The organism is Jannaschia aquimarina (assembly GCF_000877395.1).
Taxonomy (GTDB): domain Bacteria; phylum Pseudomonadota; class Alphaproteobacteria; order Rhodobacterales; family Rhodobacteraceae; genus Jannaschia; species Jannaschia aquimarina.
In genome coordinates, this window is sequence record NZ_JYFE01000055.1 from 37626 (window position 1) to 63155 (window position 25530).

The window sequence follows — 25530 nt, forward strand, 5'->3', positions numbered from 1 at the left end:
CACGAATGTGCGCGGCGACACAGCCCCGCGCTGCGGCGGATGGCATCATATCTGCACCAAAGTATCCGGATCCGTTCGATCCAGTTAACGAGGAGTAGCGTCATGTCCAACAATCTTGATCGTTTCGCCGTCAGCATCCGCACCGCCATCCGGGGGCTGGTCTGCACCGGGTTCGTCGCCTCTTGGGCGGTCAGTTTTCCCAGCCTTCAATTCCCTGAGAACTGGCCCCCGGAACCGCCGGTCACATCGCCGAAATCGCGCTAGCTGAGCGGCCCGCTCAGCCGGCGAAGACGGCGAGGGCGACCACCAGCAGCATGGAAGCCGCCATCGCGACGTTGATCCCGCGCTGGATGCCGGGCGGCAGGTCCAGACGGCGCAGCCCGATCCCGGCAAAGAGCCATGCGACGTGAAGGACCAGCCAGATCGCGTTGACGATCACCAGCTTCAACGCGATCTCGGCCGCGGGCGATCCGGGCAGGAAGGAAAACCCGGTAAAGAGCGTCGTGTTGACCACGTAAGCCTTGGGGTTCAGCGCCTGAAGTGCGAGGCCACCCCGGATCCCGGGAGCGCGGCTCGCCGGGATGATGGCGATCTTCCCCCCGGCGGTCGCGATGCGGAAAGCAAGATAGACGAGATAGGCCGTCGAGGCGGCGAACAGGACCGTTCGCAGGACGGGGCTTGCCAGCACGATGGCCGCGACGCCGCTGATTACCGCCAGCGCGACGGCATTCGTCCCCAGGAACAGCCCCGCCAAGTATCGCATCCCCGGTCTCGCGCCAAAAGCAGAACCGACGCCCGCCAGGCTCAGCACGCCGGGCCCCGGCGTGACGATCAGAAAGAAGACGGCGGCCGCGAAGGTCAGCATTCGGCCATCTCCTGCGCGCGGATGGCGAGTTCGGTGACCTTGAATGGATGAGGGCCCAGCGGTCCGTCGAGGCCGCAGAGGAAGGCTGAAAAGAAGGGCAACGGATCTCCGGCGGCGTCGATCCGCTCCGGTGGGGCATCGTTGACGAGGATCACGTGGTCGGTCCCCGGCTGCCCCGCCGGATCGACATACTTGCGCAACTCGATCGTGCCCCGCGTGCCGGTCAAAAACAGGCGGCCATCGCCCCATGTCGGCAGGCCGTCGGGCGTGAACCAGTTCAGCAGGATCGTCCCGGTCGCCCGTCCCGCGCGCAGGGCAATGCGTCCCCGGTCCTGGAACGGCGGGCGTAGCAGGCAATCCGCTTCGGCCAGCACGATCTGGGCTTCGTCCGTCCCCGCGAAGTGCAGCACCTGGTCAATCTGATGGCTGCCGATATCGGCCAGGATCCCGCCATTGCGCCCGCGGTCCCAGAACCAGTCCGGCCGGGTGGCGGCGTTCAGGCGATGCGGGGCCAGCAGCGTGACGTCGAGGACCTCCCCGATGGCCCCGTCGCGGACCAGCGCGTCCGCACGGGTGACGCCGGGCACCTCGAACCGTTCCGAGAAATCGACCGCCCAGTGGCGATCCGCCCGCGTGCAGGCCGCGCGGATCTCGTCGAGTTGCGCCCGGCTCAATGCGCCGGGCTTGTCCGACAGGACGTGCTTGCCGGCCTCGAGCGCGGCGACCGCGATCCCCGGTCGATCGCACGGCACGGCAGCCGTCAGGATCAGCGCCACTTCCGGATCCGTCAGCAGGTCTGCAGCCGCGCGCCGCGGCGCATCCGGAAATCGGCGGACCCAGCCGTCCAGCGTCCCCGGTTCTCCGTCTGTGGCCCAGCCGACAAGCCGTCCTCCTGCCGACTGGATATGGGCTGCCATCGTGTAGCAATGGCGGTGGTCGATCCCGATGACGGCGAAGGGTATCATCGTGCCGGTGCCACGGCCGCGCCGTCCCGTGCGCTTATCCGGATCGCGTCGATCAGCGCGTGGGCGGGCAGTGCGGCCGAGGCCGGGATCGCCGGGGCGCGTCCTTGGCGCAAAGCGGCGGCGAAGTCCTCGATCACGGCCTGGTGCCAGGCGTGAGAGAACGCCATCGGATCCGCACCGCCGCCTGTCCCACCGCCTTCTCCGAACGTCTCTTTCGTGCCGTCATGCAGCGACAGGGTCAGCAGGTCGCCTTCCAGCACGGCCGACCCCGCGGTTCCGTTGAGCACAAGCATCTCGGTCCCGCCGGGGAAATGCGTGACGGAGGCCGTCAGCGACCCGACCGCGCCCGAGGCGAAGCGCAGCGCCGCGGCCGCGAAATCCTCGGCCTCCATCCGGTGCAGGGCGGTCGTGGCCGTCATCGCGCGCACCTCTGCGACCGGGCCGGCCAGCCACAGCATCAGGTCGATCGCGTGGATGGCCTGCGTGATGAGGACACCGCCGCCATCGCGTGCATAGGTCCCCCGGCCCGGCGCGTCGTAATAGGACTGGTCCCTCCACCAGGGGACGCGCAACTCGACACTGGCCAGCGTCCCGATCCGGGACAGCCAACCGCGCAACCGGGACGCGGCGGGCCGCATCCGCTGCTGCAGCGTCACGCCGAAGGGCAGGGCGCCCATCCGCTCCACCAGGGCAAGGGCGGCGGCGTGATCCCGTTCCAACGGCTTTTCGGCCAGCACGGGCCGCCCCATCGCGGCCAGCGCGTCTACGTAGTCTGCCCGCGCATCCGGCGGCGTCAGCAGAAGGACGAAATCGCAGGCGGCCATCTCGGCGATGCCGGTGGCCACCTCTCCTCCATGCTCTGCCACGAAGGCCTGGGCGGATGTGCGGGCCAGGACCGGTCCGATTTCCAGCCCCGCCGCGTTCAGCGCCGCCGCGTGAGTCCCCGCCACCATCCCCGTCCCGATCAGGCCGACCTTCACCGCTCCCTCCACCAGATGATCAGGCCCGACGCCGCGATGATCGCCGCGCCAGCCAGCGTTCCGGCATCCGGCACGGTCCCGAAGACCAGCCAGCCTGTCAGCGCCATGTAGAGGAGGAAGGAGTAGCTGAACGGCATCAGCACCGAGGCCGGCGCATAACCGTGAGCCCGCCCGAACAGGTCGTGACCGAACCACGCGAAGGCTCCGATCGCGAAGAGCAGCGCCCAGTCGAGCGGGCCTTCAGGGCTGACCCACACCGCCGCTGCGAAGGGTGCCAGACAAAGCGCCCCGACGATCCCGGCATAAAGCTGCATCGTCCGCGGCGCGGCCACCCCCGCCAGCCGCCGCGTCAGGATCGAGAACAGCCCCAGCGCAAACGGGACCACGCAGGACAGAAGCATCGCCGGATGAAACGCTGCGCCCCACGGACGGACGACGACCAGCACACCGAGAAAGCCCAGCACGATCGCGCCCCATCTCCACGGGCCGACCCGCTCTCCGAGCAAGGGCACCGACAGAAGGCACACGACGACGGGGGCCGCGAAGGTGATCGCGGCGACGACGGCCAGATCCAGATAGCGCAGAGCGAAGAAGTTGCAGATCGTCGCGCACATCAGCAGCCCGCCCCGCGCCAGCATCGCGAGGGCCAGGCTCCGCGGTGCGGTCCAGCCGGAATGGTCCCGCCCGAGCATCGGCCCCGTCGACAGGACCAGATGCACGCCGAAGCGCATGAAGGCCAGCTGCAGCGCCGGGATCCCCGCGAGGCTCAGCCATTTTACGGACGTGTCCACCAGGCTGAAGACCCCCCACGCCGCCAGCATCAGCGCGATGCCCGTCCCGGCATCGTCGACGCGTGCGCGCGCCAGATGGCTGACGGGGGCGGGCACGTGGCTAGCCTCCGAAGCGGTCGGTGTAGAAATCGACCATCTGCGGGACCAGATCGTCGCCGCGCCCGGCCTCCACGGCCTTGCCCAAGGCATCGTCGGCGCACGCGGACATGATCGACGCCGCGCCCATCTCCTCGGCCATGCGCCGGTAATAGCCCACATCCTTGGCGGCGTTGCGGATCGAGAAGGCCAGCTTCTGCGCATCGCCGTCGACGGCGTAGGCCTTGACGAAATCCATCATGCCGGAATGCAAGGGGCCCGCGCTCATCACACCATGGAGATCGGCGCGCGCGATGCCCGCGCGGTCGGCCATGGCAAAGGCTTCGGCCATCGCATTCGCCGTCGTCATGGCGAAGAAGTTGTTGATCAGCTTGATCGTGTGCCCCGCGCCGCTTTCGCCCAAATGGAAGACGTTCTCGCCCAGATCGTCCAGCACCGGACGCACCTTGTCGAAGGCTTCTTTGTCGCCCGCGCCCATGATGTTGAGCTGCCCTTCACGGCCATGGCTGGGCGTCCGGCCAAGGGGGGCGTCCAGATAGGCGGCGCCCGCCTCGGCGCATTCCCCCGCAAGCGTCCGGGTCGATGCCGGCAGCGAGGTTCCGAAGTCGATAACGACGCTTCCCGTGCGCAAGCCGGCGATCACTCCGTCGGCGCCGCGCATCCGTCCTTCCACCTGTTCGGAGGTGCCCATGCAGAGCATCACGATCTCGACGCTTTCGGCCAGTTCACGCGGAGTGGCGGCCTCGGTCGCGCCCCGTTGCAGCGCGGCCTCGACGCCGGTGCGGTCGCGGTTGCCCATGACGGTCATCTCATGACCCCTGTCGAGCAGCCGTTGGACCATGGCGCCTCCCATGAGGCCCAGTCCGATAAATCCGATGCGTGCCATGTCAGGCTCCTTCCGTCGTGTGAATGGGGGCGGGCCGCAGGCGGTCGAGCCGCGGCAACGTGTCGAGGGGATCGGGGACGATCCCGGTATAGGCGGCGAAGCTGTCCATCGCCATGAAGCGGAACAGGTCGAACCCCGTCAGGCAATCCAGGCCGGCACGCACGCAGGCCCGCAGGAACGGGGTGTCGGTCGGCGTGTAGACGGCGTCGAAAGCCCAGGATTGCGGCCCGATCAGATCGGTGTCGAAGGCGGAGCGGGCATCGTCCCCCATGCCCAGCGCCGTGCAATTGACCAGCCCATCGGCCGTTCGGATCGCATGGGCGACGTCGCTTGCCGGGATCGCCGTGGCCCCTGTCCGCGCCGCGAGGTCCTGCGCGGCCTCCGCGTGGATGTCCCAGAGCGTCACCTCCGCGCCCAGCGAGATCAGCGCAGGAACCACGGCGCGTGCCACGCCACCGGCGCCAGCGACCGCGACACGACCCGGCGGACGGGCCATGACATTGGCCCAAGCCGCCAGAAAGCCCGAATGGTCCGTATTGTGGCCCGACGGCGGAGCGAAGATCAGCGTGTTCGCGGCGCCCAGTTCCCGCGCGCCGCCGACCATCGCCTCGCCCGCCCAGATGGCGGCGGCCGGCTTCCACGGATGGGTGACGGTCACGCCGGTCCAGCCGTCGAGGATCAGGGAGGCGACGCAATCGTCGAAATCGAAATCGGGGTCCCCGGCGGTGTCGATGGGCGTGAAGTCCAGCGTCAGATCGTGCGCGTCGCACATGATCCTGAGCGCAGCGGACAGGCGGGATGCGCCGATATGCGCGCCGATCAGGCCGATCCGAAGCGTCGTCATCGCCGGTGCCCCATCGTTGCAGCGCGGCCTGTCATCTCGTGGCCGTCGCTTCGATCCGCAGGATCACGTCCAGATTCGCCCGCCCGTCGCTGCCCGAACAGAGCGGTTCGGCCCGCCCTGCGATCACCTCCGCGAAGTGGCTCAATTGCCGGGCCAGCGGCACCCCCTCCGGCGCCGCCTCCCGGCTTGTTCGGTGTGCTTCGTTCCAATGCGCGGCACCCGTCCACAGCGTCAGGGACGGAAAGGAAATCGCGCCCTCCGTCCCGCCAAGATGCAGGTAGTCCTGCGCCGAGTGGGGGATGTGAGGGCTCTCTCCGGTCGCGGCTTCGAACCCCCAGGGGGTCGGCGTGGTGTCCGCGTAGGCGATGGTCGCAATCGCACCGCTGTCGAAGCGCAGCACCGCACCGCCCGATTCCGGCCGGGCCGTGCCCCGCACCGCGTTCGATCCCAGCCCCGCAACCTCGGTCACCTCGCCCAGAAGCCAGCGCAAAATGTCGACGTCGTGGATCAGGTTCTGCTTGATCGGCGCGCCGTCGAGGCCCTGCCGCCATTCGGGCAGGAAGTAATCGTCCGGCTTGCGCATCAGCCACATCAGGCTGGCCGCGACGGGTTGGCCGATGGCGCCTCCGGTGACCAATTCGCGCAGGCGGGCGACGGCGGGATGGTGGCGCCGGTGGTGGCCGACCAGCAGATGCGTGCCCGCTGTCGCATGGGCCGCGATCATCGCATCCGCCGCCGGCAGATCGTGGGCGACGGGCTTTTCGACAAGCGCGTGCAGGCCGCGTTCGGCGGCGGCAATCGCCAGTGCCGCATGGGTGTCCGTCGGTGTCGCGATCACGAGGCCGTCGGCGTCCGCGTCACAGGCATCCAGGTCCGGGAAGACGGGGGCCGGCATGTCCGGCGCCGGAGCCGGGTCGATCACGCCCGCCAATGTCAGCGCCGGATCCGCCATGATATGCGCCAGATGCCGGATTCCGATCAGCCCGGTTCCCGCCAGCAGGAGCCGGGTCACATCACCGCCCCGATCTGCCAAGGCACGAACTCGTAGTCTCCAAGGCCTTGCGCCTCGGATCTGGTTTGCTCTCCGCTGGCGACGCGCAGGAAGGTGTCGTAGATTTCTCGGCCCTTCTCTTCGACGCTGGCCCCGCCGGTCAGGATCTCGCCCGCGCCGATATCCATGTCCTCGGGCATCCGGGCGAACAAGTCCGCGTTGGTGGCCACCTTGATGGTCGGCGCGGGCTTCGATCCGAAGGCACTGCCCCGCCCGGTGGTGAAGCAGACAAGGTTGCACCCCCCAGCGATCTGTCCCGTGACGCTGGCAGGATCGTAGCCGGGGCTGTCCATGAAGGTGAAACCCCGCGTCATGACGGGTTCCGCGTATTTGTAGACAGCAGTCAGGGGCGTCGTCCCGCCCTTGGCCGCGGCGCCGAGGGACTTTTCGAGGATCGTCGTCAGCCCGCCCGCCTTGTTGCCGGGCGACGGGTTGTTGTCCATCGAGCCAAGATTGCGCGCGGTGTAGTCCTTCCACCACTCCACCCGCTCGACCAGACGGCGGCCCACGGCCTCTGAAACAGCGCGGCGGGTCAGGAGATGCTCGGCGCCGTAGATCTCTGGCGTTTCGGCCAGCACGCCGGTTCCGCCCTGTGCGACCAGCAGATCAGTCGCATGGCCCAGGGCCGGGTTCGCCGTGATCCCTGACCACGCATCCGAGCCGCCGCATTGCAGCGCGACCGTCAGATCCGAGGCGGGGCAGGAGGTGCGCGCCGCCTCGTTCGCGGCCGGCAACATCTCGCGAATGCGCGCGATCCCGGCCTCGACCGTCCGCCGCAATCCGGCGACATTCTGGATGTTCATCACCCGGAAGGTCGGCCCCTGCTTCAGCCCGTAGGCGTCTAGCAGCCAGTCGATCTGGTTCATCTCGCAGCCCAGTCCGACCATCAGGACCGCCGCGTGGTTGGGATGGCGCGCATAGCCCCACATCACGCGTTGCAGCGCCTCGAACCCCTCGCCGTCACCCGCCATGCCGCAGCCTGTCCCGTGGACATAGGCCACGACGCCATCGACGTTGGGATAGGCGGACAACTCTTCCGGCCCGAAGGCATCGGCGATGCGCCGCGCGGCAGTGGCCGAGCAATTGACCGATGTGACGACCGCAACGTAGTTCCGCGTCCCGACCCGCCCGTCGGCGCGGCGAAACCCCTGGAACGTGTCGCCCGAGGCGGGGACGACGTCGCGCAGATCGGTGCCGAATTCGTAGGCGCCCGCCGTCGCCTCGAAAGCGAGATTGTGGGTATGCACATGCTCGCCGGGCGCGATGTCGGTTGAAGCGAGCCCGATCATCTGTGCGTACTTCACGACCCGCTCGCCCGCCGCGATGGAACGGGTCGCGATCTTGTGGCCCGACGGGATCGGACCGGCCGTCGCCACGCCCTCGACCGCATGTCCGGGCGGCAGCGCACGGGTCGCCGTGACGACGTTATCCTCGGGCGAGAGGCGGACCCATTCCGTCAATCCAGAAGCACCTCGATGATCGGCGGCCAGAGCAGCAGGACGCTGAGAGCGCAGATCTGAATGCCGATGAAGGGCAGGAAGCCGCGGAAGATGTCTGTCAGCGAGATATGCGGCGGCGCTACGGATTTCAGGTAGAACGCCGCCGGGCCGAAGGGGGGCGAGAGGAAGCTGACCTGCATGTTCATGCAGAACAGAACCCCGAACCAGACCGACAGGTAGCGCGGGTCCAAGGTGCCGAAGACGCCGATCTCCTCGATGGGCAGACGCTGCACGATGGGTAGGAAGACCGGGATGATCAGCAGCACGATGCCGACCCAGTCCATGAAGGCGCCCATGATCAGCAGGATCAGCATCATCACCAGCAGGATGCCCATCGTCGGCAGGTCGGACTGGACGATCAGGTTGGCGACATAGGTCGGCCCGCCCGCAATCGTGTAGGCCCCCGCCAGCGCAGCGGCACCGATGGTCACCCAGATAATCGTGCCGGTCGATTTCAGCGTCCGCATCAGGCTGTCCCAAACCAGGTCGAACGAGGCCTCGCCACGGAAGACAGACAGGAGGAAGACGGCGACCACGCCCATGGCGGCGGCCTCGGTGATCCCCGAGATGCCGCCATAGATCGAGCCCATGACGACGCCGATCACCACGATGGGAGCGACCAGCCCCTTGCCCATGCCCCACGCGCGCGCCGATCGGGTGCGACCGAAGGCGAAGAAGATCAGTCCGAGGAAGATCGCGAGCGCGATCCCCGTCTGCCAGACATGCTCCGGCTGGCCCAGGGCGATGGGGTCCACACCCTCGCGCACCTCGTTCTGGCCGGTGAGCGTAAAGAATGCGGCCCGCAGGAACAGCGCCGCCGTGAAGCCCGCGCCCAGGATCGACAGGAAGGCGAAGAACAGTTTGGTCTTCTCCGGCGTCGGCGGGTCGTTCGGATCGGCCGGAGGCAGGGGTGCCAGCGACGGATTGAGCTGCGTCCGGATCACGATGTAGGTGATGATAAAGCTGGCAAGCATGAAGCCAGGTACGAAGGCCGCCGTGAACAGCGCGACGATCGAGGTCTCGGTGATCAGCCCGTAGATGATCAGCACGATCGACGGCGGGATCATCGTTCCCAGCGATCCCGAGGCGCAGATCGTGCCGATGGCGAGGTTCTGGTCATAGCCGAGCCGCAGCATCTGGGGCAGGGCGATCAGGCCCAGCAGGACCACCTCGCCGCCGATGATGCCGGACATGGCGGCCATGATGACGGCCATGATCGAGGTGACGATGGCGATGCCGCCACGCGTCCGGCTGAGCCAGACATTCAGGCTGTCATACATGTCCTTGGCGATGCCGGAGCGCTCCAGCAGAGCAGCCATGAAGATGAAGAGCGGGATGGAGATCAGGACGTAACTGGTTAATGTCCCATAGACCTTTTGAGCCAGGATATTCAGTGGTCCCGAGCCGAAGCGCCCGGTCAGCATCCCTTCGCCGAACGTCCAGGGCGCCAGCAGAAGCTCCGGCTCGAAGCGCATCACCAGCACCAGCACCGCGAGGATCGCCGAGGCGAACCCCAACGGCATTCCGATCGCGAGCAGAAGCATCAGCGCGATCAGCAGGACCAGAGAGATCGTTGCGATATCCATGTCAGTCGTCCGCCCGTGGATGGGTCTGCTGAACTCGTCCGCGGGTCACGTCTTCCTCGCCGACCCCTTCGCGGCTGACTTGCTCGCGGAGGCGGCGCAATTCTTCCTCGTCGATGTCGTCGGCGGCACTGTGGACAACCGGGGCGAGGTTCCAGTCGCGGATCAGGTTGAAGATCGCCTGCAACGCCACCAGCGCGACCACGACCAGGATCAGTGGTTTGACCGTCGCCGGGATCGGCGGGTCGAAGGCCGTGCCGAACGTTTCCCAGCGCAGGAACTTGTCCCGCGCCTCGTTGTAGCCGCCCCAGAACAGCATGAAGGCAAACAGCAGGATCAGCCCGGTCGAGATCACGTCGAAGGTCCGCTGCACCCAGCGCGGACAGACGTCGTAGAGAAGATAGATGCGGATATGGCTCCGCTGCTGCATCGCGTAGAGCCCGGCCAGCAGGAAGATGAACACCGCCAGCCATAGCGACATCTCGTTGGCCCAGAGCGTGGGGGCCGCGAACACGTAGCGCGCGATCACCTCGTAGAACATCACGCCCACTAGGATCGCGACGAGCATCATGGCGATCCGGCCGATGAATACGGCCAGCCGGTCCGGGAGACTGAAATCCTCCCATTCCATCGGAGAGCGGCGCGCCGTCGCGACGCCCAGCGCAAACAGGATCGGCGCGAGGATCAAGGCAATCCAGTCCCAGATGTCGGCCATGCCATAGCGCCGGATCAGCGCGGCCTCGGTCGCCTCGGCGCCCGGCGCCGCGATCAGGTAGTTTGCGCCGTTCCAGACGACCCAGCCGAAGACAAGGATGAAGGCGATCGGCATGATCCACTCGATCGCCGTCGCGGTCTTTGCGGCCTGCGGCGTCTTGCTCGAATGTGACATAGGCTCCCCCCGGTGCACATGGTCGTCGCCCCGGCGCGGGACGGACGGCCCCGGCACGAATGCCGGGGCCAGATACGGCCCGGATCGGGCCGCAGGTCAGCGGGCCGAGATCACTCGCCGCCCGAGACAAGGCCGAGCTGGCCCAGATACTCCAGATGCGCCTCGACCAGGGCCTCGGCCTCGGGCGTCGTCGCGAATTCAGGCCAGGTCGCCTGTGCCGCGTCACGGAAGGTCTGCAGATCCTCGGCGGACCATTCGTGGATCGTCACGCCGTCCTCGCGAAGCTGAGCCGCAGCCTCGGCGTTCTTCTTCTCGAAGGTCAGCGCGGTGCGGAGGGCCAGGCTTTCCATCGCGGTCTCCATGATGGCGCGATGATGCTCCGGCATGCCGTCCCAGACCTCCTTGTTACAGGCGAGGTGGTCTGACGGCATCGAGTGGAAGCCCGGATAGTTGGTGTGCTTGCCGATGTCGTAGAGCCCGAGGCCCACATTGTTCGCGATGCCCGACGCGTCGGCGCCGTCGATGATGCCGGTCTCGAGCGCGGTGAAGATCTCGGTGAAATCCATCACGATGGGCGAGGCGCCCAGCTTCTCGAAGATCTTCGTCTCCATCCCGGGGGGCGAACGGAACTTCCAGTTCTGCAGGTCGTCGATCCCCGCCAGCGGCGCGGTCGAGACAAGGCTCTCCTGCCCGTAGACCCACCATCCGATCAACTGCATGCCGTACTGGTTATAGAGCTCCTGCGCGGCATCGAGGCCGCCGCCGTAATAGAGCCAGCTCAGCTGCTGATAGGGGGTGTCATAGCCGCCCATGATGTCGCCGACGAATTGGAAGGCCGGGTTCTTGCCGGTCTGGTATCCACCACCGGTCATGTCGCAATCCAGGATCCCGCTCGCGGCAGCGTCGAAGGTCTCGGTCGGGCCGACGACCGAGGCCGAGAAGAACGGCTCGATCGTGATCTCGCCGTTCGACATGGCCGTGACCTTGTCGAAGAATTCCTGCGCCAGTTGTCCCGAAGGGGTCTCGGGCGCGTAGTGCGTCTGGATGCGCAGGGTCGTCTGCTGCGCGATGGCGGTTGTGCCCATCAGGGCGGCGCCGACGGCAACGGCCGCCAGTTTCTTGAACATCATGCTGTTCCTCCCATTTCGCCGCGTCCGCCCCTTCCCGGGCGCCACGGTCTGACCGAAGCCTAGGCGGGGCCAATACCGGATGCCAAGCGAAAAATGAGATTTGGAATATTTCCGAGATGCGCTACAAATTTTGACATTCTCGGCGAATCCTCGGGGAGGGGAGATGACCGAAGACCTGCGCGCAGCCGGGCGCCTCGATACGCCGGCGATCTATAATGACCTCGAACGCAAGCTCGTCACCGGCGTCTTCGCGGCGGGTACGAAGCTCAAGCCCGGAGAACTTCAGAGCGTCTATGGCTGCTCTGCGAACACTGTCCGCGATGTCTTGCTCCAGCTTTCGAAAGGCGGGCTGGTAGAGTTCGAAATGCAGCGAGGGTTTCGCGCCAGCCCATCCACATCCGCGCGCCGCCGGGATGTGGCTGACTTTCGAATCATGCTCGAACAGGAAGGCGCCGTTCGGTCGATGGAACGAGGTGGCATCGACTGGGAATCACGCCTTTCGGCCGCCCACTACCGGCTTAGTCACATCGAGTCGCAGATCGCACGGCAGGGCATGGCGGAGCATCTGATCGGCCTCTGGTCCGACGCGGAGCGGAACTTCCACGAGACGCTCATCTCCGAATGCGGCTCGCCGCTCCTGATCGAGGCGTTCACGCGGACCTATCTTCAGTTCCGTCAGCAGATCAACGCGCAGCAGCCCGATCTCGGCGCGGGCGATGTCGGCTGGATCATCGAGGAACATCAGGCAATTCTCGCGGCGGCGGTCGGGGGCGTCGCCTCCGACCTGCGCGACGCGATCCGTGCGCATCTGGATCGCCACCTCTGATGGCGGCGCGCGACCTAGCCCTGCCGCGCCTCCAGTTCGAGGAAAAGGGCCGAATGATCCAGTTCGCCGCCCTCCATGGCGTCGCGCAGATGCTTGAAGCGGTCGTTGACGTCTTGGGTGGATGGCAGCGTGACGCCCAGCCGCGCGGCCTCTTCCAATGCGTTGTCGAGATCCTTGATCTGAAACTTCACCAGACCGCCGGGCGCAAAGTCCCGCTCGGTCATGCGGGCGCCGTGCTGTTGCAGGATTGTGCTGTCGGCGAAGCCGCCCTTGAGCGCCTCGCGCACGGCGGCCGGATCGGCACCGCCCCTTTGGAGGAGCAGCATCGCCTCGGCCACGCAGGCGATGGTGTTCGCGACGATGGCCTGATTGGCCAGCTTGGCCAACTGGCCCGACCCGACGGGCCCCACCCGCACGGGATTTCCCAGGGCGCGCAGGATCGGGGCGACGCGCTCGAAGTCGGCCTCCGATCCGCCCACCATGATGGCCAGCGTGCCGGCTTCCGCGCCTCTGGTCCCGCCCGAGACGGGGGCGTCGATATAAGACACTTCGAGATTGGCAAACCGGTCGTGGGCGTCGCGTGCCTCGGACGGTTTGATCGACCCCATCTCGACCCAGATCGCGCCTCGGGCGAAGGCGTCGCTTGCCCCGCGCTGAACCTCGGCAGAGGCGGCGCCGTCCGACAGCATCGAGATCACGACCGGCTTGCCGCGCACCGCCTCCGACGGATCGGCAGCGACGGTCGCGCCGTCGCTCTCCAGCGCCCGCGCCTTGCCGGCCGAGCGATTCCAGACCGTCACGGAATGCCCCGCTTTCAGCAGGTTGCGGGCCATGGGCGCCCCCATCAATCCGGTTCCCAGAAGGGCGATTTCGGTCATGTCGTGCTCTCCGATGTTTGCGCTCACAGTAAAAACGGCCTAGCGGTGCCGACAAGGGTGGAAGCGAGGGAGGATCGCAATGCCGGGACGTCTTGAGGGCAAACGCGCCCTGATCACGGCGGCGGGACAGGGCATCGGCCGCGCGACTGCCGAGGCCTTCGTGGCAGAGGGGGCAGAGGTCTTCGCCACAGATCTCGACCTCGCGTTGCTGGACGGTCTGGACTGCGAGACCTTCGCGCTCGACGCGCGCGACGATGCCAGCGTCCGCGCCGGAGTGGACCGGGCGCAGCCGGACGTCTTATTCAACTGCGCGGGCTTCGTGCATCACGGCAGCGTGCTGGACGCGACCGACGACGATTTCGCCTTCGGCTTCGATCTCAACGTCCATTCCATGTTCCGCACCATCCGGGCTGCTCTGCCCGGAATGCTGGAACGCGGCGGCGGATCCATCGTCAACATGTCCTCGGCCTGCTCCTCGGTGATCGGGGCGCCGAACCGCTTCATCTACGGCGCCACGAAGGCCGCCGTGATCGGCCTGACCAAATCGGTGGCCGTCGACTTCATCAAACAGGGCATCCGCTGCAACTGCATCTGTCCGGGGACGGTCGAGAGCCCATCCTGGCACGACCGGGTCAAGGCGTTGGGCGAGGAAATGGGAAGTTACGACAAGGCGATGGAAGCCTTCGTCGCGCGGCAACCGATGGGCCGGGTCGCGACTGCCGCCGAGATCGCCGCGCTGGTCGTCTACCTGGGCAGCGACGAAAGCGCGTTCACCACCGGCCATCCGCACATCATCGATGGCGGCTGGTCCGGCCAGTGAGTCGCCTGAAGACAATCTTCGCAAGGGGTTAACACGAGCACCATGACCGACCTCCGCTCCCGCAAGTGGTTCGACAACCCCGACAATCGGGAGATGACCGCCCTCTATCTGGAGCGGTACCTGAACTACGGCATCACCCGCGAGGAACTGCAGGGCAACAAGCCGATCATCGCCATCGCACAGACCGGCAGCGACCTCAGCCCGTGCAACCGGCACCATCTGGAACTGGAAAAACGGGTCCGCGACGGCATCATCGCCGCTGGCGGCGTCCCCATGCAGGTTCCCGTGCATCCCATTCAGGAGACAGGGAAAAGACCGACCGCGTCGCTGGACCGGAACCTTGCCTATCTCTCGCTCGTCGAGACGCTGAACGGCTACCCGCTGGACGGCGTCGTGCTGATGATCGGCTGTGACAAGACCACGCCCGCGCTCTTGATGGCGGCGGCGACCGTGGACATTCCGGCCATCGCGCTTTCGGTCGGACCGATGTTGAACGGTTGGTTCAAGGGGCAGCGCACCGGGTCCGGCACCATCGTCTGGAAAGCCCGCGAGATGCATGCCGCCGGAGAGATCGACAATGCGGGGTTCATGGAAATCGTCGCGAGCTCAACGCCTTCGGTGGGCTACTGCAACACGATGGGCACGGCGACCACGATGAATTCCCTGGCCGAGGCGCTTGGGATGCAGTTGCCCGGCTCAGCCGCGATCCCCGCGCCCTACCGCCAGCGGGGCCACATCAGCTACCAGACCGGCCAGCGCATCGTCGAGATGGTGCACGAGGATCTCAAGCCGTCGGACATCATGACCCGGGAGGCATTCGAGAACGCGATCGTCGTCAACTCCGCCATCGGCGGATCGACCAACGCGCCGATCCACCTGAACGGCATCGCGAGGCATCTGGGCATCGAGGTCACGCCTGACGACTGGCAGAAGCTCGGCCATCACGTGCCGCTCCTCGTGAACCTCCAACCCGCAGGGGAGTATCTGGGCGAGGATTATTTCCATGCCGGGGGGGTGCCCGCCGTCGTGGGCGAGTTGATGGCAGCGGGATTGCTGCCGCATCCGGATGCCGCAACCGTCAACGGCGCAACGATGGGCGGAAATTGCGAAGGACGCCGGTCGGAGCTTCCGGACGTCATCAAGACCGTCGCCAAGCCGATGCTCGCCGATGCGGGTTTCCTGAACCTGAAGGGCAACCTGTTCGACAGCGCGATCATGAAGACGAGCGTGATTTCGGCAGAGTTCCGGGAGCGGTACCTTTCGGATCCCGGTGACCCAGAGGCCTTTGAAGGGCGGGCTATCGTCTTCGACGGGCCAGAGGATTACAACGCGAACATCGACGAAGAAGCCCTTGGTATAGATGAGAATTGTATCCTCATCATGCGGGGCGCGGGGCCTATCGGATATCCCGGCGCGGCCGAAGTCGTGAACATGCGGCCGCCCGCCTACCTGATCCGCAAGGGCGTCCACAGCTTGCCCTGCATCGGCGACGGGCGACAATCAGGCACCTCCGGCAGTCCTTCGATCCTGAACGCCTCGCCCGAGGCGGCGGCGGGCGGGGGACTCGCGCTCGTGCAAACCGGCGACCGGGTTCGCATCGATCTGCGTAAGGGGACCGCCGATGCGCTGGTCGATCCCGAGGAATGGGAGGCGCGGCGCGAGAAGCTCGATGCCTCTGCCTACACGCCCGAAAGCCAGACCCCCTGGCAGGAGATCTTCCGCGAGCGGGTCGAGCCGCTCAGCCACGGCATGACGCTGCGCGGCGCAGATCGCTACCGTCAGACCGCGCGCAACCTGCCGCGCGACAACCACTGAGAAATAATATACAACAGGGAGTTACCCCATGAAGCTCGTTCGTTTCGGAGAGCCGGGCGCCGAGAAGCCCGGCATGATCGACCATAACGGGGACCTCCGCGATCTGAGCGAGCAGGTCGATGACATCTCGGGGGCGATCCTCTCGGATGCCTCTCTCGACGTGCTGCGGACGATGGACCAGATGAAACTGCCGCTGGTCGAGGGGAACCCGCGCTTGGGCCCCTGCGTGGGCGATGTCGGCAAGTTCATGTGCATCGGCCTGAACTTCTCCGACCATGCCGCCGAGACCGGCGCGGCCATTCCCGAGCATCCGATCCTGTTCATGAAGGCGACCTCGGCCATCAACGGACCGAACGACGACGTCATCATGCCCCGCGGCTCGACCCAGACCGACTGGGAGGTCGAGCTGGGCGTGGTGATCGGCACCGCCTGCAAGTATGTCAGCGAGGAAGATGCGCTCGATTACGTGGCGGGGTACTGCATCTGCAACGACGTCTCCGAGCGGCACTTCCAGACAAAGCTGACGGGCCAATGGACCAAGGGCAAGTCCTGCGACACCTTCGGCCCGACCGGTCCCTGGCTCGTCACCCGCGACGAGGTGGGCGACCCGCAGAACCTGTCCATGTGGCTGGATGTGAACGGCCAGCGGATGCAGACCGGAAACACCTCGACGATGATCTTCACCGTCGCGCAGTGCATCAGCCATCTCAGCCAGATGTTCACCCTGCATCCGGGCGACGTGATCTCGACCGGCACGCCGCCCGGCGTCGGTATGGGGATGAAACCCGACCCGGTCTATCTGAAGGCCGGCGACGTGATGGAGCTTGGCATCGACAAGCTGGGCCAGCAGCGGCAGGAGGTGCGCGCCGATGGCTAAGATGCCTCTCCTCCAGATCGGCGGGATCACCGACGATATGGCCACCAAGCTGGAGACCGATTTCGCTCCGTTCCCGCTGCTCGAACAGGAGGACCGCGCGGCGTTTCTGGCCGATCGGGGCGCCGAGTTCGAGGCGATCCTGACCAACGGGCATTACGGCGTGCCCGACGACGTCGCCGCGGCGACACCGAACCTGAAAGTCGTGAGCAGCTACGGGGTCGGATACGACGCCATCGACGCGGACGCGTTTGCCGAGCGCGGAATCCTGATCTCCCATACGCCAGGCGTTCTGAACGATGAAGTTGCGGTGACGGCGATCTCGCTCTGGCTGGCCGTCTATCGCGCACTGGTTCCGGCCGACGCCCATGCCCGCTCCGGTGCGTGGGAGAAAGGGGAGTTTCCCCTGACCCGCAGTCCGATGGATCGGAAGGTCGGCATTCTGGGCCTCGGTCGGATCGGCGAGACCATCGCCGCGATGGTGAAGGCGTTCCGCGCGGAGGTGCACTATCACTCGCGCTCGAAAAAGGACGTGCCTTATACCTACCACGCGACGCCTGCCGCACTGGGCGAGGCGGTCGATGTTCTGATCGTGATCACGCCCGGCGGGCCGGAGACGCAGCATATCGTCGACGCCGAGGTGCTGGCTGCGCTGGGGAAGGGGGGCTGCCTGATCAACGTGTCGCGCGGCTCGACCGTCGACGAAGCGGCGCTGATCGAGGCCTTGCAGAACGGCACGATCGCCGGCGCGGGTCTGGACGTGTTCGAGCATGAGCCAAAAATCCCGCAAGCGCTCAAGGACATGCCTGAAAGGGTGGTTCTGCTCCCCCATGTCGGGTCCGCAACGATGGAGACCCGCGCGGCCATGGGAGACCTGACGGTGCGTAATCTCCTGCAATGGAAGAAGGACGGCACGGTCGAAACCCCGGTGCCCGAATGCCGCGTGTTGAATGGCTGATGTTGGGTTCGCGGCGGCGGCCACGGCGCCGCGGATCGTCTCTGTCGAGGCGGCCCTTCACGATATCCCCCTCGACGAAGTGCTGGTGGACGCCAAACATGGCGACCACACGCAATTCCAACTCATCACCTGCACCATTCGCGACGAGGCGGGGGGCGAGGGGACGGGCTACAGCTATACTGGCGGCAAGGGCGGCTCCGCGATCCTGGCCATGCTGCGCGACGATCTGGGCCCCTTTCTTGCGGGAGAGACCGCCGACGATCCGGTCCGGCTGCATGAGGCGATGTTCTGGCATGTTCATTACGTCGGCCGGGGCGGTGTGGCGGCCTTCGCCATCTCGGCTTGCGACATCGCGCTTTGGGATCTGATCCTGAAACGGCAAGGCCGGTCGCTGGTCGAAGCGGCAGGCGGCGCATCCGACCGGTGCGACGCCTATCGCGGTGGCATCGACCTGGGCTACGACCTGCCCAAGCTGCTGGACAGCGTCGACGGCTATCTGGCCGAGGGGTTCGAAGCCGTGAAGATCAAGGTCGGGCGGGACGACGATCTTTCGCGCGCCGAGGCTGTCCGGACCCGGTTGGGCGACGACCGGGGCTTCATGGTCGATGCCAATTACGCTCTGCCGGTCGATCGCGCGATCCGCGATGCAAGCGCCTATCGGGAAATGGGCGTCATCTGGTTCGAGGAGCCGACGGATCCCGACGATCTGGACGGCTATGCGGCGATCGCCGAGGCCACCGGCTGCCCGCTCGCCATGGGAGAGAACCTGCATATTCACGCGGAGTTCGTCGCCGCCGCCAAGCGGGCGCGCCTCAGCTATCTGCAACCGGATGCGAGCAATTGCGGGGGCATCACCGGATGGTTGCGCGTGGCCGATCTGTGTCGCGCCCATGCCTTGCCGGTCTGTTCCCACGGGATGCAGGAATTGCACGTGTCTCTCGTCGCAGGGCAATCGAACGGAGGGATGATCGAGGTGCATTCCTTTCCCATCGACCGCTACACGACACGTCCGTTCCGTCTGCAGGACGGGCGCGCGGTCGCTCCGGACCTTCCCGGGATCGGCGTGACCTTCGATCGAGAGCGGCTGGCGCCGTTCCTTAGGGACTGAAGCTACATCCGATCGAGAAAGGCTGCCGCCCGGTCCAACGACGCCCGCGCCTCGTCCCACCAAGGCGCCCAGAGCTGTCCCATATGCAGCAGGCCCGGCGTGATCTCGATGCCGACGTTGCGCGCTCCGCAGGCCTTTGCCCTTTCGTGAAGCAAAACCGCGTCGTCACGCAGGACTTCGGGCATGCCGACCTCGATCCAGGTCGGTGGCAACAAAGACAGATCATCCATCAGCGGAGACACCTCCGGATCCACCGGATCGAAATCGTCTCCGAAGCACATGCGCGCAAGCCGCGCGTCGTCTTCGTCGTCGACCATCGGGTCGAGATTCGACATGATCGCCCGCGCCTCGTTGCGCCCCGTCCGGTCCGTATTGGGTGAGAAAAGCAGCAGGGCGGGCGGCGGCGTTCCCCTGCGGGCGAAGGCAAGCCCGGTGACCAGCGCGAGATGACCGCCCGCACTGTCCCCCGCCAGAATCGGAATTTGCGGCCGGTTCGCTATTGCGTTCAGGGCCGCGTCCAGCTGCGCAGGCCATTCGTTTTCGGGCGCGAGCGGGTAGCGTGGCAGAAAGACGGAACGTCCCGATGCGAGCGCCAGATGGGCCGCCGGGCGCAGATGGGTTTCCGGTGCGCCGAAGACATAGCCCCCACCGTGAAACCAGACAATTTCCGGAGCGGCGGTTCCGCTACCCCGGACCAGCAGGCCGTCCTCCTGCTCCATCACGTCGACCGGTGCGCCGGGTCCGACGGCGTCGGGCGTGTCCCCCAAAACGAGTTTCCTGAAGCCCGCGCGCATCTCTTCGGGCGTTTCTCCCAAGTCGATCGAGTTGATCCGTCGGATGATATCATCGCGGCCAACCGCGCCCGAAAACGGACCTCCGGTCCAGCCGCCGGCATCCATCAGATGTTGATTGCCTGCACGGCGCCGCCATCGACGCGCCAGTTGGACCCGTTCACGAAACTCGCGCGTGCGCTGACCAAGGCGGCGATGACGAAGGCGACCTCCTCGGGCTGACCGCGCCGCTTCAGGACGAGATGAGGTCGTTCTTCCTCCAGAAACGTCTCGACCGCCTTTTCGAAGCTGACACCCATTTCGTCGGCGCGCTTTTCCATCATGCCGTCGGTCATGTCGGTTTCGATGAAGGCCGGCGCGACGCAATTCACCAACACGCCCTGCTGCGCGTAGACCTGGCTCATACCCTTGGCGAAGCTGAGCACGGCGGCCTTGGAGGCGTTGTAGACCACCTCGTCGGGATAGGGCTGCGCCACGTTCTCGGACGTCACGAAGACGACGCGACCCCAACCCCGCGCACGCATACCGGGGATCAGCGCCTTGGACATGCGCACCGCGGTCATGAAGTCCGTGTTCCAGGCGTGATGCCAATCGTCTTCGGTGATGTCGTCCAGCGGGTCGCCCTTGGCGCCGGTGACGCCCGCCCCGTGGATCAGGATGTCGGCCTCCCACCCCTTGTCGGCGACGGCCTTCGCGATCTTGTCCGCGCCATCCTGTTCGGTCAGGTCGGCCACCACCGTGACGACACCGCCGCCCAGCTTTGCGGCGGCCTCGTTCAATTCGTCCTCGTCGATGTCGGAAAGGACGATGTTGCAGCCCTCGCCTTCGAGGATCTTCGCCGCTTCCAGCATCATATCGCCGGCCGCGCCGGTCAGGACGGCGGTCCGTCCCTCGATCTGTAGGTCCATGGGGTGTCCTTTGCTCAGGCTTTCGGGTCGACGCGCGCGATCGCCTTCTTGGCGAACGGCACCACGACGAATGTAATGGTCGGCACGGTCAGGATGGTGGTGATGAAGGTCGTGACCCAGGTCGGCGCCGGAAGGCCTGCGGTCGCATAGGTCAGCAGCGTTACAGACGGATAGACGGACAGCCAGACCAATCCCATCAGCATGACCCGATGGCGTCTTCGGTCCGGGTCGTCGCAAGTCGTGATCTGATCAGCTCGTGCCATTAACGGTCAAGCGGTCAGCGGCCGCAAAGGTTCCGCCTCAGCGCCCGATCTCGAACCCAGCTTCGCGCAGCTTGCGTACGGCCTTGCCGCTCATCCAGATGATCAGCGACCCGAAGAGGATCAGCCCGATGATCGCATAGGCGATGGCGTCCTTGTCGGCGCCCGCCGCGGCCAGACCGCCGACGGTCCCGATCCAGACCATTGCCACCGTCCCCGGGGCAAGGCCCACGAGCGTCGCCCAGATATAGGGCCAGGCGCGCACACCGGTCAGGCCCAGAAGATAGTTCTGTAACGTGAAGGGAAGGATCGGCGTGAATCGCAGAAGCAGGATGAACAGGGCCGGGTTTTCCCGCACGGCGCGGTCCGCGGCTTCCGCCTGCTTCCCCCCGATACGGCGCAGGACGGGCGCACGGAAATAGGTGTGTGTCAGCCACCAGGGTGGCAGCGCCCCCAGGATCGAGCCCAGCATCGACAGCGGGAACCCCCACCATCCGAACACCAGTCCGCCCACGACGCTCATGGCGGCGGCCGGCAGCGGAAGCATGACGACGATCGTATAGATCGCCACGAAACTGACCCAACCGGTCGCACCCTGTCCGGCGATCCAGATCCGCATCGGCTCGACATAGCCGCGCCAAGGCAGCAGCCAGATGACGATGCCCAGCCCAACGAAGAGCACAGGCCAGAGCCAGAGCTTCCAGGAAGGCAGGCGACGACGCATGGCGCCGGTTTGGGCATTGCCGGAGCGGGACGCAAGCCGCGCGGACCCCTTCGCCGCAGGTCGGGCCGTCGCGTGGCGGATCAGCCGTTTGCGGCCGCGACACCTTCGCGCGCAGAGATCCAGGCCAGAAGTCTGTCCTGATCGGGGGGCAGCACGTCCGGGCGTTCCCCCATGAACTCTTCCAGCGCGGGCAGATTCAGTCCGTTCACGCCGACAAGCACATCCGCCCCGGCCTCGAGGGCCGCGGCGATGACCGGGCGAAATCCCCTGCCGGCCGCTTCCTGTTTGCCGAACTTGTTGACCAATAGTAGGTCGATCCCGTCCTCGACCCGCGCCGCCGCTTCGGCCACCGCACGCTCCAATCCGTCGGGGTCGAGGCGGCAGCCCCGCGCGTTCGGGCCCAGGCTCTGGCTGATGCGGATCACAGGACCGTCGGGAAGAACCACGGCGTCCATGTCGCATTTCGCGCAGCCGGGCCTGTCGGAATTGACCTGGACGATCCCAGCCAGCCGCAGGCCGCGGGCCATCGCGGTCTGCGCCACGTCATGCAGAAGCGGGTCCAGCGCGCCCCGCGCTTCGGTCATGGTGCAAGCCAGTCGCATGATCCGATCTGTGGCGGTCCTTTGGGCGGCTGTCCAGCACTTGACCTCGGGTCCGTCCGTGCCCACCCCTGTCGCCATGGAATTTCCGCGCATCGAACCTTTGGGAGAGGCGGCCTGGCTCGTCCGCTTCGCGGACCGACTGGACCCGGCGGCGAACCATGCCGCCATCGCGTTCCGCGCAGCGCTCGAGGCCGATCCGCTGGACGACGTCGAAGAGACGGCATCGTCGCTGGCCTCGGTCCTCGTGCGCGTCGGCGGCAATGCGGCCAAGGTGGAACGCGCCTTGCGGATCCGGCTTGGCCAGACGGATTGGGATCAGGCGCCGATCGAGGGGCGCCGGCGCTGGTCGATCCCCTGTGCATTCGGCGGAGAGGCCGGCCCACAGCTCGGCGAGGCCGCCGAGATGGCGGGGCTGTCGCCGGATCAGGCCGTGGAAGAGATCGCCGCGACACCGGTCGACGTGCTCGCCCTCGGCTTCGCTCCGGGGATGCCCTATCTCGGCTTCCTGCCGGAGTATTGGGATCTGCCGCGCCAGACCGGCTTGACGCCGAAGGTGCCCAAGGGCGCACTCGTCGTCGCGGTCCGCCAGTTCGTTCTGTTTGATGTAGAGGCCCCGACCGGCTGGCGTCAGATCGGACGAACCCGCTTTCCCTGCTTCGATCCTGCACGCGATCCCGCCGTGGCCCTGCGCCCTGGGGACGAGGTTCGCTTCGACCCAGTCGCAGATCTGGACTGGATCGCCGGACACATGGGCGGCGCGGTTGTGGAGGCGGTCCCATGATTGTCCTGCGCTCTTGCGGTCCGCTCGTCACCCACCAGGGAGATGGGCATCCGGGCCATATGGGCGATGGTTTGTCCCGCGCGGGGTTCGCCGATGTCCGCGCCCGTCAGGAGGCGGCCGCCCTGCTGGGTGTCGCACCGGAAGAGGTCGGGGCGCTCGAGACGCCGGGCTCCCCTTTGGAAATCGCATGTGAGGAGGCGGTTACGCTCGCCTTCGTCGGCGCGCCTATGGAGGTCGCTGCCGAAGGGAGACCCGTGCCTTGGCATGCCTCTCGTCGTGTCGGGGCGGGGGAGGTGTTGCGGTTCCGGCCATTGGGGCAGGGGGTCTACAGCTACATCGCCGCGATTGGGCTGACTGGCCCGGACGGCACGGATTCGGCACATCTGACGGCCGGTATCGGACGGGCCCTGGAATCGGGCGACCGTCTTTCGGTGGAAGACCGCGCGCAGCCGCCCGAGCGGCGCCTAACAGCTGCTCCGGACAGGTTCGGTGGTGGTGTCCTGCGCTGCGTGCCCACGCCGCAGACAAGCCTGTTTGGAGACGAGGTTGCCCGTTTCGAGGCGGTAAGCTTCACTCGCGACCGGCGCGGCAACCGGCAGGGGATCCGGCTGGACGGAGAGGGCGGCTTCGCAACGGAGAAGCAGTTGACGCTGCTTTCCGACTTCGTCCTGACGGGCGACGTGCAAATGACCGGCGACGGCGTGCCCTACATCCTTGGGCCGGAATGCCAGACGACAGGGGGATATCCCCGGATCGCCCACGTGATCGCGGCGGATCAGCCCCGCGCATTCCAGGCGCCACCGGGTGCACCGCTGTCGTTCCGCTTCGTTTCGCTCGAAGACGCGCGCGCCGCCCGGCCTCGGTCGCCCGGTGTCGAGCCGCTGGTGCGGGACCCGCGCGACATACCCGACCTCGGCCGCTATCAGCTCATCGACGGGATCACCGACGGGAGGGGCGATGAAGGTCGATCTTAATGCCGACATGGGCGAGAGCTTTGGCGACTGGAAAATGGGCGACGACGCGGCCCTGCTGGAGGTCGTCACGTCCGCCAACGTCGCCTGCGGCGCCCATGCCGGCGACTGGGACGTGATGGCCGCGACGATGGAGCGCGCGGCGGAACGCGGCGTCGGGATCGGGGCGCATCCGGGCTTTCCGGATCTTCAGGGGTTCGGGCGCAGGCGGATGAACATGCCGCCGGAAAGTATTGGAAACCTTATCATCTGGCAGTTCGGCGCCGCGCGCGGGATGGCCGCGTCGCTGGGCGCAGAGGTGCGGCATTTCAAGTTGCATGGCGCGCTGGCGAATATGGCGTCCGAGGATGCCACCCTTGCCCGCGCGGCGTATGAGGCCGCTTTGCGCGTCGATCCTAATGTCATCCTTCTGGTCCTTGCCGGTACCGCTCAGGAGGCGGTCGCGCGGGAGCTGGGCGCGCGGTGGGCGGGCGAAATCTTTGCCGATCGCGGCTACAGGGACGACGCGACGCTGGTCCCGCGCGGAGAACTCGGCGCGATGGTCCACGACCCGGACGAAGCCGCGCAGCGTGTGGTCCGCTTCGTGCGAGCCGGGGCCATCTTTTCAAACGAAGGCAAGGAGATACCGGCTGCCTGCGACTCGATCTGCCTGCATGGCGACGGCCCGGAGGCGCTGGCCATTGCCAAAGCGGTGCGTGGGGCGTTGGAGGCGGACGGCGTCGACTTGGCCCCGATGGCGGGCCACCGCTAGCGCAGGCGTGGTGGGCCGTCTGCGGGCTTCCGCATGGGCGGCTCTGGCAGATCGATCCGAAGGCCATGGCGCGCCAGGGCGGCCGACAAGCTGTTGCTTCTACTCAGGAAAGTTACGTCCAGGCTGGCGGCGTCGAGGCCCGAGAAGGTCAGGGCCTCGTGGATGGCGCGGGCCAGATCAGGCTCGGCCCCGGGGATCGGATCGAGGAAGGCAAGGATATGCCCCTTCGTGCCGCCGTCGTAGGAGGCGCGGGCAAGATACGCGCCGTGTGCGAGGCCGGCCATAAGCGGCAGCTTGGCGTCAATGGCGGTCAGGAATGCGTCGGGCAGGGCGCCGGGCGGGCCGATCTCGGCGATGCGTTCGGCGGCCTCCACTGGCGCTTCGGACGTGGCTTCGGCGAGCCACGCGACGGCGTCGGGCAGGACGAGCTGGGCGGAGGGGTGCTCTTCCAGATTCAGGGCGATACCAAGGCCTTGCGTGGCGCAGAGGCGCGCGAGGCCGCGCCCGGAAAGGGTCGCCGTGGGTGCCGTCTCTCCAGCGAAATCGACGAGCCGCGCAGGCAGGTCGAAGGCCAGCACGAAGCGCGCCCCTTCGACTTCGACAATGGCCGGATCGGCTGTCTCGCCCTCGGTCTCGGCGGCGAGGAGAAGCGACAGCTCGGCCTCGGCCAGCCGCTCCCAGAAGGCGCGGCGGGCGTCTTCGGAGCCGCTTTCCTCGGCCCGCAAATGGGCCCGGTCAAGGGGGGTCGGATCGGTCATCCGGGGGGTCTAGACCAGAGGAAACCGGTGTGCACCCCCTGTGCACCCCCCGTGCACCCCCTGTCTGCACAATCGGCACCAGACCAGTTGCGCGCCGCCTTGGGCGGCCCGCCCGGGGGCGGAGAA

At 66.8% G+C, this 25530-nt stretch carries 28 protein-coding genes; 10 read left to right on the top strand and 18 right to left on the bottom strand.

Annotated features, from left to right (window positions below):
• The first annotated feature begins 102 nt into the window (after positions 1-102).
• Positions 103-264 carry a hypothetical protein gene (locus tag jaqu_RS21700; protein ID WP_161793880.1) on the top strand — a complete coding sequence of 54 codons (162 nt, stop codon included), beginning with the start codon at positions 103-105 and terminating at the stop codon, positions 262-264.
• Positions 265-277: 13 nt separating this feature from the next.
• Here the strand turns inward: jaqu_RS21700 and jaqu_RS15110 are convergent, their stop codons facing one another.
• The 11 genes from jaqu_RS15110 to jaqu_RS15160 form a co-directional block, all read right to left on the bottom strand.
• Positions 278-865, bottom strand: a complete 588-nt coding sequence (locus jaqu_RS15110; protein ID WP_043919835.1) for a LysE family translocator — start codon at positions 863-865, stop codon at positions 278-280.
• Complete coding sequence (locus jaqu_RS15115; protein ID WP_043919836.1) at positions 859-1830, bottom strand: Gfo/Idh/MocA family protein; 972 nt, start codon at positions 1828-1830, stop codon at positions 859-861. The genes jaqu_RS15110 and jaqu_RS15115 overlap by 7 nt, the downstream gene beginning before the upstream one ends.
• Positions 1827-2810: a Gfo/Idh/MocA family protein gene (locus jaqu_RS15120; protein ID WP_052501003.1), complete on the bottom strand. Its 984-nt coding sequence runs from the start codon at positions 2808-2810 to the stop codon at positions 1827-1829. The genes jaqu_RS15115 and jaqu_RS15120 overlap by 4 nt, the downstream gene beginning before the upstream one ends.
• A complete protein-coding gene (locus jaqu_RS15125) occupies positions 2807-3697 on the bottom strand; it encodes a DMT family transporter (protein ID WP_236687870.1) in 891 nt (296 codons plus the stop codon). The genes jaqu_RS15120 and jaqu_RS15125 overlap by 4 nt, the downstream gene beginning before the upstream one ends.
• A 4-nt stretch (positions 3698-3701) precedes the next feature.
• A complete protein-coding gene (locus jaqu_RS15130) occupies positions 3702-4583 on the bottom strand; it encodes an NAD(P)-dependent oxidoreductase (RefSeq protein WP_043919838.1) in 882 nt (293 codons plus the stop codon).
• Between the two features lies 1 nt (position 4584).
• Entirely contained in the window at positions 4585-5427 is an 843-nt protein-coding gene (locus jaqu_RS15135; protein ID WP_043919839.1) for a shikimate dehydrogenase family protein, read from the bottom strand.
• A 31-nt stretch (positions 5428-5458) separates the two neighbouring features.
• On the bottom strand, positions 5459-6439 hold the full coding sequence (locus tag jaqu_RS15140) for a Gfo/Idh/MocA family protein (RefSeq protein WP_043919840.1): 981 nt from the start codon (positions 6437-6439) through the stop codon (positions 5459-5461).
• On the bottom strand, positions 6436-7938 hold the full coding sequence (locus tag jaqu_RS15145; RefSeq protein ID WP_043919841.1) for a UxaA family hydrolase: 1503 nt from the start codon (positions 7936-7938) through the stop codon (positions 6436-6438). Before jaqu_RS15145 ends, jaqu_RS15140 begins: the two co-directional genes overlap by 4 nt.
• Positions 7935-9563, bottom strand: a complete 1629-nt coding sequence (locus tag jaqu_RS15150; RefSeq protein ID WP_043919842.1) for a TRAP transporter large permease — start codon at positions 9561-9563, stop codon at positions 7935-7937. Before jaqu_RS15150 ends, jaqu_RS15145 begins: the two co-directional genes overlap by 4 nt.
• Position 9564: 1 nt before the next feature.
• A complete protein-coding gene (locus jaqu_RS15155; RefSeq protein ID WP_084629904.1) occupies positions 9565-10449 on the bottom strand; it encodes a TRAP transporter small permease subunit in 885 nt (294 codons plus the stop codon).
• Positions 10450-10559: 110 nt separating this feature from the next.
• Complete coding sequence (locus jaqu_RS15160; RefSeq protein ID WP_043919843.1) at positions 10560-11579, bottom strand: TRAP transporter substrate-binding protein; 1020 nt, start codon at positions 11577-11579, stop codon at positions 10560-10562.
• 163 nt (positions 11580-11742) lie between these two features.
• Here jaqu_RS15160 and jaqu_RS15165 point away from each other — a divergent pair, with 163 nt between their 5' ends.
• Positions 11743-12405 carry a GntR family transcriptional regulator gene (locus tag jaqu_RS15165; protein WP_043919844.1) on the top strand — a complete coding sequence of 221 codons (663 nt, stop codon included), beginning with the start codon at positions 11743-11745 and terminating at the stop codon, positions 12403-12405.
• 14 nt (positions 12406-12419) lie between these two features.
• On the opposite strand, the gene jaqu_RS15170 is transcribed toward jaqu_RS15165, so the two are convergent.
• Positions 12420-13283, bottom strand: a complete 864-nt coding sequence (locus tag jaqu_RS15170) for an NAD(P)-dependent oxidoreductase (protein WP_043919845.1) — start codon at positions 13281-13283, stop codon at positions 12420-12422.
• A gap of 79 nt (positions 13284-13362) precedes the next feature.
• Here jaqu_RS15170 and jaqu_RS15175 point away from each other — a divergent pair, with 79 nt between their 5' ends.
• From jaqu_RS15175 to jaqu_RS15195, 5 genes are read left to right on the top strand one after another with little or no spacing between them, the layout of a single operon-like run.
• The gene (locus jaqu_RS15175) at positions 13363-14103 is read left to right on the top strand and encodes an SDR family oxidoreductase (RefSeq protein ID WP_043919846.1); all 741 of its coding nucleotides are present in this window, start codon (positions 13363-13365) and stop codon (positions 14101-14103) included.
• A gap of 42 nt (positions 14104-14145) precedes the next feature.
• Positions 14146-15918, top strand: coding sequence for an IlvD/Edd family dehydratase (locus jaqu_RS15180; protein WP_043919847.1), 1773 nt, complete (start codon positions 14146-14148; stop codon positions 15916-15918).
• Between the two features lie 28 nt (positions 15919-15946).
• Positions 15947-16795 (top strand): fumarylacetoacetate hydrolase family protein, encoded by an 849-nt coding sequence (locus jaqu_RS15185; RefSeq protein ID WP_043919848.1) that lies wholly within the window; start codon positions 15947-15949, stop codon positions 16793-16795.
• A complete protein-coding gene (locus jaqu_RS15190; protein WP_236687871.1) occupies positions 16788-17750 on the top strand; it encodes a 2-hydroxyacid dehydrogenase in 963 nt (320 codons plus the stop codon). The genes jaqu_RS15185 and jaqu_RS15190 overlap by 8 nt, the downstream gene beginning before the upstream one ends.
• Positions 17743-18858, top strand: a complete 1116-nt coding sequence (locus jaqu_RS15195; RefSeq protein ID WP_043919850.1) for a mandelate racemase/muconate lactonizing enzyme family protein — start codon at positions 17743-17745, stop codon at positions 18856-18858. The genes jaqu_RS15190 and jaqu_RS15195 overlap by 8 nt, the downstream gene beginning before the upstream one ends.
• Before the next feature lie 2 nt (positions 18859-18860).
• Here the strand turns inward: jaqu_RS15195 and jaqu_RS15200 are convergent, their stop codons facing one another.
• From jaqu_RS15200 to jaqu_RS15220, 5 genes are all read right to left on the bottom strand, one after another.
• The gene (locus jaqu_RS15200) at positions 18861-19757 is read right to left on the bottom strand and encodes an alpha/beta hydrolase fold domain-containing protein (protein ID WP_052501002.1); all 897 of its coding nucleotides are present in this window, start codon (positions 19755-19757) and stop codon (positions 18861-18863) included.
• Complete coding sequence (locus jaqu_RS15205; RefSeq protein WP_043919851.1) at positions 19757-20557, bottom strand: SDR family NAD(P)-dependent oxidoreductase; 801 nt, start codon at positions 20555-20557, stop codon at positions 19757-19759. The genes jaqu_RS15200 and jaqu_RS15205 overlap by 1 nt, the downstream gene beginning before the upstream one ends.
• Positions 20558-20571: 14 nt before the next feature.
• Entirely contained in the window at positions 20572-20820 is a 249-nt protein-coding gene (locus jaqu_RS15210; RefSeq protein WP_141134385.1) for a hypothetical protein, read from the bottom strand.
• A 37-nt stretch (positions 20821-20857) separates the two neighbouring features.
• Positions 20858-21541: a TVP38/TMEM64 family protein gene (locus jaqu_RS15215; protein WP_043919853.1), complete on the bottom strand. Its 684-nt coding sequence runs from the start codon at positions 21539-21541 to the stop codon at positions 20858-20860.
• 80 nt (positions 21542-21621) lie between these two features.
• A complete protein-coding gene (locus tag jaqu_RS15220; protein ID WP_236687872.1) occupies positions 21622-22125 on the bottom strand; it encodes a DUF2478 domain-containing protein in 504 nt (167 codons plus the stop codon).
• A 94-nt stretch (positions 22126-22219) separates the two neighbouring features.
• Between jaqu_RS15220 and jaqu_RS15225 the strand changes: the two genes are divergently transcribed.
• From jaqu_RS15225 to jaqu_RS15235, 3 genes are read left to right on the top strand one after another with little or no spacing between them, the layout of a single operon-like run.
• Positions 22220-22924: a 5-oxoprolinase subunit B family protein gene (locus tag jaqu_RS15225; RefSeq protein WP_043919855.1), complete on the top strand. Its 705-nt coding sequence runs from the start codon at positions 22220-22222 to the stop codon at positions 22922-22924.
• The gene (locus jaqu_RS15230) at positions 22921-23898 is read left to right on the top strand and encodes a 5-oxoprolinase subunit C family protein (RefSeq protein WP_043919856.1); all 978 of its coding nucleotides are present in this window, start codon (positions 22921-22923) and stop codon (positions 23896-23898) included. The genes jaqu_RS15225 and jaqu_RS15230 overlap by 4 nt, the downstream gene beginning before the upstream one ends.
• On the top strand, positions 23882-24646 hold the full coding sequence (locus tag jaqu_RS15235) for a LamB/YcsF family protein (protein WP_043919857.1): 765 nt from the start codon (positions 23882-23884) through the stop codon (positions 24644-24646). Before jaqu_RS15230 ends, jaqu_RS15235 begins: the two co-directional genes overlap by 17 nt.
• On the opposite strand, the gene jaqu_RS15240 is transcribed toward jaqu_RS15235, so the two are convergent.
• Positions 24643-25404, bottom strand: a complete 762-nt coding sequence (locus tag jaqu_RS15240; RefSeq protein WP_043919858.1) for a hypothetical protein — start codon at positions 25402-25404, stop codon at positions 24643-24645. The genes jaqu_RS15235 and jaqu_RS15240 overlap by 4 nt on opposite strands.
• Between the last annotated feature and the right edge of the window lie 126 nt (positions 25405-25530).

Coding starts and splice junctions, on each gene's coding strand:
- jaqu_RS15190 (WP_236687871.1), top strand. CDS start 16,788: ATGGCTAAGATGCCTCTCCTCCAGATCGGCGGGATCACCGACGATATG.
- jaqu_RS15235 (WP_043919857.1), top strand. CDS start 23,882: ATGAAGGTCGATCTTAATGCCGACATGGGCGAGAGCTTTGGCGACTGG.
- jaqu_RS15180 (WP_043919847.1), top strand. CDS start 14,146: ATGACCGACCTCCGCTCCCGCAAGTGGTTCGACAACCCCGACAATCGG.
- jaqu_RS15200 (WP_052501002.1), bottom strand. CDS start 19,757: ATGGATGCCGGCGGCTGGACCGGAGGTCCGTTTTCGGGCGCGGTTGGC.
- jaqu_RS15170 (WP_043919845.1), bottom strand. CDS start 13,283: ATGACCGAAATCGCCCTTCTGGGAACCGGATTGATGGGGGCGCCCATG.
- jaqu_RS15205 (WP_043919851.1), bottom strand. CDS start 20,557: ATGGACCTACAGATCGAGGGACGGACCGCCGTCCTGACCGGCGCGGCC.
- jaqu_RS15240 (WP_043919858.1), bottom strand. CDS start 25,404: ATGACCGATCCGACCCCCCTTGACCGGGCCCATTTGCGGGCCGAGGAA.
- jaqu_RS21700 (WP_161793880.1), top strand. CDS start 103: ATGTCCAACAATCTTGATCGTTTCGCCGTCAGCATCCGCACCGCCATC.
- jaqu_RS15225 (WP_043919855.1), top strand. CDS start 22,220: ATGGAATTTCCGCGCATCGAACCTTTGGGAGAGGCGGCCTGGCTCGTC.
- jaqu_RS15220 (WP_236687872.1), bottom strand. CDS start 22,125: ATGACCGAAGCGCGGGGCGCGCTGGACCCGCTTCTGCATGACGTGGCG.
- jaqu_RS15150 (WP_043919842.1), bottom strand. CDS start 9,563: ATGGATATCGCAACGATCTCTCTGGTCCTGCTGATCGCGCTGATGCTT.
- jaqu_RS15230 (WP_043919856.1), top strand. CDS start 22,921: ATGATTGTCCTGCGCTCTTGCGGTCCGCTCGTCACCCACCAGGGAGAT.
- jaqu_RS15115 (WP_043919836.1), bottom strand. CDS start 1,830: ATGATACCCTTCGCCGTCATCGGGATCGACCACCGCCATTGCTACACG.
- jaqu_RS15165 (WP_043919844.1), top strand. CDS start 11,743: ATGACCGAAGACCTGCGCGCAGCCGGGCGCCTCGATACGCCGGCGATC.
- jaqu_RS15195 (WP_043919850.1), top strand. CDS start 17,743: ATGGCTGATGTTGGGTTCGCGGCGGCGGCCACGGCGCCGCGGATCGTC.
- jaqu_RS15110 (WP_043919835.1), bottom strand. CDS start 865: ATGCTGACCTTCGCGGCCGCCGTCTTCTTTCTGATCGTCACGCCGGGG.
- jaqu_RS15185 (WP_043919848.1), top strand. CDS start 15,947: ATGAAGCTCGTTCGTTTCGGAGAGCCGGGCGCCGAGAAGCCCGGCATG.
- jaqu_RS15215 (WP_043919853.1), bottom strand. CDS start 21,541: ATGCGTCGTCGCCTGCCTTCCTGGAAGCTCTGGCTCTGGCCTGTGCTC.
- jaqu_RS15175 (WP_043919846.1), top strand. CDS start 13,363: ATGCCGGGACGTCTTGAGGGCAAACGCGCCCTGATCACGGCGGCGGGA.
- jaqu_RS15210 (WP_141134385.1), bottom strand. CDS start 20,820: ATGGCACGAGCTGATCAGATCACGACTTGCGACGACCCGGACCGAAGA.
- jaqu_RS15130 (WP_043919838.1), bottom strand. CDS start 4,583: ATGGCACGCATCGGATTTATCGGACTGGGCCTCATGGGAGGCGCCATG.
- jaqu_RS15160 (WP_043919843.1), bottom strand. CDS start 11,579: ATGATGTTCAAGAAACTGGCGGCCGTTGCCGTCGGCGCCGCCCTGATG.
- jaqu_RS15135 (WP_043919839.1), bottom strand. CDS start 5,427: ATGACGACGCTTCGGATCGGCCTGATCGGCGCGCATATCGGCGCATCC.
- jaqu_RS15155 (WP_084629904.1), bottom strand. CDS start 10,449: ATGTCACATTCGAGCAAGACGCCGCAGGCCGCAAAGACCGCGACGGCG.